This is a genomic window from uncultured Muriicola sp. (genome assembly GCF_947258935.1).
GTDB lineage: Bacteria > Bacteroidota > Bacteroidia > Flavobacteriales > Flavobacteriaceae > Muriicola.
Genome location: NZ_CAMYKH010000111.1, coordinates 1 through 5,791, shown reverse-complemented (window position 1 = coordinate 5,791; position 5,791 = coordinate 1). Strand labels below are relative to the sequence as shown.

Annotated in this window: 8 protein-coding genes; all 8 read left to right on the top strand. The window is 38.5% G+C overall.

From position 1 onward, the window contains the following. The coding region (locus Q0X72_RS13130) for a DUF5777 family beta-barrel protein (RefSeq protein ID WP_297766302.1) at positions 1 to 240 on the top strand (240 nt) is incomplete at its 5' end. 17 nt (positions 241 to 257) lie between these two features. Next, on the top strand, positions 258 to 521 hold the full coding sequence (locus Q0X72_RS13125) for a hypothetical protein (RefSeq protein ID WP_297766300.1): 264 nt from the start codon (positions 258 to 260) through the stop codon (positions 519 to 521). A 16-nt stretch (positions 522 to 537) separates the two neighbouring features. Continuing rightward, a complete protein-coding gene (locus tag Q0X72_RS13120; protein ID WP_297766298.1) occupies positions 538 to 1,029 on the top strand; it encodes a hypothetical protein in 492 nt (163 codons plus the stop codon). Beyond that, positions 996 to 1,535, top strand: coding sequence for a 4Fe-4S dicluster domain-containing protein (locus Q0X72_RS13115; protein WP_297766295.1), 540 nt, complete (start codon positions 996 to 998; stop codon positions 1,533 to 1,535). Before Q0X72_RS13120 ends, Q0X72_RS13115 begins: the two co-directional genes overlap by 34 nt. Next, positions 1,532 to 2,848: an NrfD/PsrC family molybdoenzyme membrane anchor subunit gene (nrfD, locus tag Q0X72_RS13110; protein WP_297766292.1), complete on the top strand. Its 1,317-nt coding sequence runs from the start codon at positions 1,532 to 1,534 to the stop codon at positions 2,846 to 2,848. The genes Q0X72_RS13115 and nrfD overlap by 4 nt, the downstream gene beginning before the upstream one ends. Continuing rightward, positions 2,845 to 3,714: a hypothetical protein gene (locus tag Q0X72_RS13105; RefSeq protein ID WP_297766289.1), complete on the top strand. Its 870-nt coding sequence runs from the start codon at positions 2,845 to 2,847 to the stop codon at positions 3,712 to 3,714. Before nrfD ends, Q0X72_RS13105 begins: the two co-directional genes overlap by 4 nt. Before the next feature lie 11 nt (positions 3,715 to 3,725). Continuing rightward, complete coding sequence (locus tag Q0X72_RS13100; protein WP_297766286.1) at positions 3,726 to 4,124, top strand: cytochrome c; 399 nt, start codon at positions 3,726 to 3,728, stop codon at positions 4,122 to 4,124. Between the two features lie 100 nt (positions 4,125 to 4,224). Continuing rightward, positions 4,225 to 5,463, top strand: a complete 1,239-nt coding sequence (locus Q0X72_RS13095) for a hypothetical protein (RefSeq protein ID WP_297766283.1) — start codon at positions 4,225 to 4,227, stop codon at positions 5,461 to 5,463. Positions 5,464 to 5,791 lie beyond the last annotated feature (328 nt).

Genomic DNA, 5,791 nt, shown 5'->3' with positions numbered 1-5,791 from the left:
ATACTGGTTGATTATACACATCCTTTTATTCATCATCTTGATGGCGTAGAATTAGATATGGATCCTAAGGATGGTGTTAGCCTGGGTGTTGAATTCAGGACCTCTTCACATGCTTTCCAACTCTTTATTTCGAGTTATCAGGGTCTTGTACCTCAAAAGAACATCATGTTTAATGAGAATAATTTTGGGGATGGGGATTTCTTAATTGGATTTAATATTACCCGTTTGTACAATTTCTAATCATATACGTGAACCAAATGACTCAAAAACCAAAAAAGGGGAAAGTAATTTCGCGAAGAGGCATTTTCCCTTTATTAGGAAGTTCCTTACTGCTCCCATTTTTAGGATATAATCAGGAAAATAAGCCCGAGAAAACAACCGAGGAAGAGGAATATGAGACCTTGTTGAAGCCAGATGGCACTATTGTAAAGGTAAAGGCAAGCACCCTGAAGAATTCCAAGGTCATTAAGAAAAATATACCCAATTCCACATTTCTGCAGTGGTTAGGGAAAAAGTTTTAAGTTCATCTACTAAAGAATGGAAGACAACACTAAAAAAACGAGACGTACTTTTCTGGACCGGGGCCTCAAGATCGGAATTGCCGGGGTACTGGGCGGCATAGGATTATCCAAACTTTCAGCCAAATTGAATGAAGGTAAAGCAGCCCCTAGCGGGGAGACCATGGAATTGATGACCACAGATGGCACCCTCATTGAGGTAGATACCTCAGAGGTCATGGAAGTTACACATAACCATCATCACAATATGGACTATAATGTTCGGGAAGGGATTCCCAACAGGAAGTTCGTTATGGTCGTAGATCTTGCTAAATGCAAGAATGCCTTAAAATGCCAATCCTCATGTAATAAGAACCATTATATAACCGGCGATAATGCATGGCTAAAGGTGTATAAAATGCAGGAATCACCAGATACTGCACCCTACTGGCTGCCAACTATGTGCCAGCATTGCGACAAACCTGCCTGCGTTACCGTATGCCCTGTAGACGCCACCTTCAAAAGGGAGTAGATGCCACTTTCAAAAGGGAAGATGGTTTGGTACTTATAGATAACGAACGATGCATTGGATGTCGATTCTGCATGGCTGCCTGCCCCTATTCTACACGTGTATTCAACTGGGGTGATCCTGGTCAGGAAGTTACCCTTAATTTAGATATGACAGGCTACGAGCCAACACCAGAATATGCCGGAAAACCAAGCTTAAAAGGTACGGTAGATAAATGCGATTTCTGCCCGCATATGGTGAAGGAGGAACAACTCCCCCACTGCGTTACCGCCTGTCCCAATGGAGTCTTTTATTTTGGAGATAAATATGAAGATACAGTAACGAACGGAGAGGAAACAGTCCGACTTAGCAAATTACTGGAAGATAAGTCAGGTTACCGTTTAATGGAAAGTCTGGGTACCGAACCAAGTGTATACTATCTGCCTCCGGTAGATCGTCTTGTAAATTATGAAGATGGTTTACCATTCTACAACGAATTTCAATCGGTTGAAAAACCAACAGAGGAATGAAAAACTTTGATGAAATAGTGCATGATCTGGCACCGCGTAAATTTGAAAGGCCAGGAATTATTTGGATTGTCTTTTTATCAATCCTTATTTTGATGGGTATTATCGCCTATATAGACCAACTTATACAAGGACAAGTGGTAACCAATATGCGCGACTATGCGCTTTGGGGTATCTATATCTCCAATTTTGTCTTTTTTGTAGCTACTAGTTTTGTAGGATCCGTTACCGTAGCAATATTACGTTTAACTAAAAATAGATGGAGAACGCCTCTGGTGAGGATCGCGGAGATCATTACCCTGGCCTGTATCATTATGGCAGGTATTACCATAACTATAGATATGGCAAGGCCCGATAGGTTATTGAACTTGTTTGTACATGCAAGATTGCAGTCGCCTATTACCTGGGATATCATTATTATTCCCACATTTATTGTAATAAGCATATTGCTACTTTATTTCCCATTGCTACCAGATTTTGCGATACTGAAAGATCATTTTGCTAAAACAAAACCCCGACTAAGCAAATGGTATGGGATTCTTTCACTAAAATGGACAGGAAGTCCCGCTCAAAAAACCCTGCAAAAGAAATCAATAAGATTAGTGTCTATCCTTATATTACTTGCCGGGATCTTATTGCAAACGATCGATGCCTGGTTGTTTTCTACCACTTACAGAACTGGATGGGATAGCACTAATTTTGCCCCATATTTTATATCCGGAGCTTTTGTTGCCGGTATAGGGGCCTTGATTACAGTCATTTATCTAGTAAGAATAAGGAGAAAACTCCAAGACTATATTACCGATTTTCATTTCGATAAAATGGGCAAAATGCTTGCGTTGGCATGCCTTGTATACATATACTTCAACATCAATGAATATCTCATGCCCCAATTTACAGCAAAGAAAGGAGAAGAAGTGCATTTGGAAACCTTGTTCACAGGGCATTATGCACCCTTGTTCTGGATTGTTACCATTGTAGGGTTAGTTTTGCCCACCATTGTTCTTATGTTTAAAAAAGGGCGAAAGCCACTACCCATGTTTATCATCGCAATTATTGTGGTGATTGGATCGTGGTGGAAACGCTATATTATAATTACGCCTACTTTACTAGAACCTTTTTTGCCCATACAAGGCGTACCAGAATCCTGGCATTCGTATTTTCCAAGCATGCATGAATGGATCATCACTTCTTCAACTTTGGCAATGGCCCTGCTGATCATAACGTTGTTGATTCGATATTTGCCTGCTGTTCCTATACAAAGAACTGTGGACGAACAAAATATGCTCTTAACTGAAAACCCATTGGAAGCATGAAGCACATATTGATAAAAATGTTCTTTTTATCGTTCCTTGGGTTGTTTTTGTTGCCTATAGGATCAACAAATTTATATGCACAAGAAACAGAAAAAAACAGGGTACGGTTAAAGCTCGATTATATAAAAATAATGGGGCAGGAAAGTTATTTAGACATAGGTGCTATTGCAAAAATAGGAACCTCCATGGAAGATGTGCCAGGCCTCGAAATGGATGTTTATTATGAATGGGAAGGAGAAGAATTAGCGGTTGGCAAAACTACTACCAACATGAATGGAAAAAGCAAATTTATCCTTCCGGCGTTGGAAACTATTAAGGCCGATACCAGCAATACATATACGTTTGGAATATCCTTTAATGGCAATGATTTATTTAGAAAGGCCTCTAAAACAGTTAGTATACAAGATGCTTCTATAGCCACAGACCTGATAACAAAAGATAGTATTAACTATATACAGGCCACATTAACAGATATAGACACGAAATTGCCATTGGCCGATCGATCTTTGAAAGTACAAGTTCAAAGACTGATACGTCCTTTAAGAATAGGTGAAGAATTTAATTATACAGATGAAACTGGCACTATAATTGTACCGGTTGAAGCAGGGATTCCCGGGTTAGATGGTAATTTAACTCTTGAGGTGGTCCTAAGTGATAGTGATGAATATGGTACAGTAAAAGCGGTAGTTGACGCCCCGTACGGAGTACCCATTATTCAGGATACAAGTTTAGAAGAAAGAGCCTTATGGGGTCCCAGGAATAAAACGCCCATTTTCATCCTGATATTTACTATATTTTTAATTTTGGCAACTTGGGGGCCTATTGTATTTTTAATTCGCAATCTTTTTAAAATATATAAATCGTAATATAAACAAGCATGAAAACACTAAAATTATTATTGATCCTTGGGGTAGTTTCCTTTACCCTTTATTCGTTCACTTCCTACGTGCAGGATACATGGGTAGTCCCGGAAAAATATGTAACTATGAAGAATCCGACCGATCCTAAAGCAGATATGGACATTGGCAAATCACTTTATAGCAAACATTGCAAGTCTTGTCATGGGAAAGAAGGGTATGGCGATGGACCTAAAGCAGCAGAACAGAAAGGCGACCTAGGCGATTTTTCATCTGCTGCATTCCATAAACAAACCGATGGTGAATTGTTCTATAAAACCTCATTTGGTAGAGACGATATGCCTGAGTATACTAAAAAAATGCCCGATGATGAGGACAGATGGCTAATCGTAAATTATATGAGGACCCTGAAGGAATAACATTGGACACTTAAGCCATAATTTAATGAATTTAGCACCCACATATTGGCTGTGGGCAGAGATAAATTTGGATCTTAATATTTATAATTAAGCAGCTTGCATGATTAAATCATTACGTTATATAAGTATTTCGCATCATACGGCTTCGGTCTCACTTAGGGAACAGTTTTATATAGCAGATGATGAGAAGTACAGCATTGTAAATCATCTTTGCAAACGGTTTGCCGATATTTCCGGAATGCTTTTACTGGTTACGTGTAACAGGACCGAAGTGTACTTCGAATCCGAAACTACTACGGCCCATGTACTCCAGGAAGCTTTAATGTTGGTTAAAGGCAAGAATATAAATACACAAAAGGAAAACCTATTTACGAAAAATGATCGTACCAAGGCATCGGTAAAACATCTTTTAAAGGTATCTTCCGGGCTGGAATCCCAGGTTTTAGGGGATGCAGAGATCATCCATCAAATTAAAAACGCCTACCTATTTTCAATGGCCTATCATTTACAAGGATCTCTGTTGGAACGAGCAATGCAGACGGTTTTCAGAAGTCATAAGCGTATCAGTAATGAAACGAAGTTCAGGGACGGTACCACGTCCGTAGCATACAAATCGCTAAAAGTTATTAATGATATCTATAGCAAATCCGTAGCAAAGACAAAAAAAATACTGATTATTGGCGCCGGCGATATCGTAACACAACTATTTAAGTATAATTCAAAATTTGGGTTTAATCATATTTATATCAGCAATAGAACTGAAGAGCGCGCCTGTACTTTGGCCAAAATGCACCAGTGTAATGTTTATCCGTGGAATGAGGTATTGGAGAATAACTTTCAGGATTTTGATGTCGTAATAAGTGCTGCAAGTAATTGTCCTAAACTCATAAAGAACTTCCCGGTTACTATAGATAAACGAGTACTTATTGATTTGGCTTTGCCGAGTAATATTGATAAGTCCTTAGGGCAAAATGAACACTTACTTTGTTATGATCTGGATACCATTTCAGTGGACCTGGAAGATAACAAGGAAAAAAGATTGGCGGCTATTGATAAGGTAAAGGAAATTAATGAAAAAGAACTGGCAGCCTATATCCAATGGCTCGAAAAAGCTTCCTTAAGGGCCTCTTTGGCTAAACATAAAAAAGTGATCTTTAAGAAAGTGAAAACATATCTGGAAACGGAACTACAAACAGAAGACCCGCAAACAGCTAAAGTGCTAACGAACAGGATCATGAAAAAAATGATCTCGCAATCGGAAACTAAAGTACTCTCTTCACAAGAAATAGAAATACTTATTTATCAACAGGCTTCAGTATTAAAAATGGCAACTATTTAGAAAGAAATATTTGCGCTTTAATTTTTCTTAAACCCGGGTTTACACTCGGGTTTATTTTTTGGTCATAGTTCCACTTTTCAAACATGACATAAATCATGAATTGCAGCCTGAATAGTGATTAAATTTAGGAATGAGTAGCAGTTGTCTTGATCTCCTAAAAAAGACGTGCTTTTTTGTTCATTGTCTTTTTGTGTTAGTTTTTACTATTTAGCGGGTTATCCATTAAAATAAAAATCATGGTAAACGATACTACCAAAAGTTCGGCGCGAAGAAAGTTCCTAACACACTTATCTACAGGAAGTGTGCTTGCCTTATCTGGTTTAGGATA